This is a genomic window from Alcanivorax sp. HI0044 (assembly GCF_001634945.1).
Window position 1 is genome coordinate 1 of record NZ_LWEZ01001499.1, and the last position, 1,681, is coordinate 1,681.

Here is a 1,681-nt window from a genome sequence, read left to right on the forward strand (position 1 = left end):
TGATACGGGGGCTGCCGGGGTTTTTCATCCTGTGTTCTCCACAAGCTGCGAGTCAGGTGCTGCGAGCCCCCTGACGGCCATACGGAGAACGGCACCGCTGGAGTGGACAAGCGTTGTGGCGGTGCGGCGATGTGCTAGGGTCTGTTCACACTCATTCCATGCTCCCTGTTGCGGCCCAAAATGCGCCAATCCAGGCGCGAGGAGAGATGTTTGGTGTCTCCAAATGAGCGACGAGCAACAACGAGTGGCGCATTTTGGGCCTCAACCCGAAGGGCTGGGCCCTTTTTCCGCCCAGCAGTCCCAACCTTTACTTATGTAGAACAACTACACTGCGTATCGGTTGGAACATCTGGACAAAAAAATGACGCCAGCAGGGACCACGGAATGAGTGTGAACAGACCCTAGTGTCTGCGGTTAGTCTTGAGGGAGTGGGCAATGTCGCTGAGAGTTCGTATTCGCTGGTTGCTGGTGGTTTCTGCGGCTATCTGTGTGGCGCTGGCAACGGTGGCCCTGTATTGGGTGAATCTGTCGTTGGTGGATACCCTCGCGGAGCGCAATGCGGAACGTGAGCTGGGCAAGGTGGAAGCCGCTTTCCTGGATCAGCTGTCGGTGTTGCGGGTACGGGCGCAGGACTGGAGCCAGCAGCCTGAGCAGGCACCGGTGAATCAGGGGGGCGTTGGTCACCTGGACCTGATGATGGCGCTGGATAACGATGTCATTCGCTGGGATAACGGGGAGCCGGGAGTGGATTCGCCGGTGTTCGAGACCCTGGCGCGGCGTTTCACCGAACAAGGTTGTATGCCTATTTGGGGGGTGGTGAAGGTAGACGGCAGGCCATTGCTGTTTAGTACTGCGGTGGAAAATGGTTGCCAGGCCTATCTGTTGGGCGTGTGGTTGGACAGTGGCTGGTTGAGTTACCTGTCCGAGCGGGTAGGGCGTGCCTTGTTCGTGCAGGAAGCCCAGGGTGATGGTCCGGTGAGTCGCGGCCTGGGCGAGGTGGAGGGGGGGCAGTTACAGGGACGTTTCCCTATTCCGGATTTCCTTGGGGAGACGCCGTTGGAGGTGATTGTCGAAATTCCCCATGACGGTTACCAGAGCATGCTCTATGCAGTCTTGTTGGTGGCGCTGATTATGGTGGTGCTGACCGCGATTACCGTGTTCGTGATTAATTGCCGCATTCAACCCATGCTGTTTGGGCGTTTGAATTTGGTGCATAACGCGGTGCGTTCGATTGCCCGCGGCGGTGCTCTGGATCAGCGTGTGCCAGTACTGGGAAGCGATGAAATTGGTGCACTGGCGGAAGACTTCAATGCCATGGTGGACAGCATTCACCATGCCCAGATCCAGTTGGCGGAAGCGAGGATGCAGGCCGAAGATGCCAGCCAGACCAAAAGCCAGTTTCTGGCCAATATCAGCCATGAAATCCGCACGCCAATGACGGCCATTCTCGGTTACACCGAATTATTGCGCGATGGCTCGCTCGGGGCGGCAGACAAGCGGCGTTATCTGACCATCATCCAGCACAACGGGGATGCGTTGCTGGCGCTGATTAATGATGTGCTTGATCTGTCACGGATTGAGGCAGGTCAATTGCACCCGGAGCAACGGCTGTTCTCTGTAAGGGTACTGTTCGATGAAATCATCGACAGCCTGCAGTTGCGTGCTATTGAAAAAGACATTG

The 1,681-nt window shown here is 57.0% G+C and carries 1 protein-coding gene; it reads left to right on the forward strand.

The window, feature by feature from the left end; all coding sequences use genetic code 11:
* Positions 1-435: 435 nt before the first annotated feature.
* Positions 436-1,681, forward strand: a 1,246-nt coding sequence (locus tag A3730_RS22640; RefSeq protein WP_156501305.1) for a histidine kinase dimerization/phospho-acceptor domain-containing protein, incomplete at its 3' end; no start/stop codon positions are given.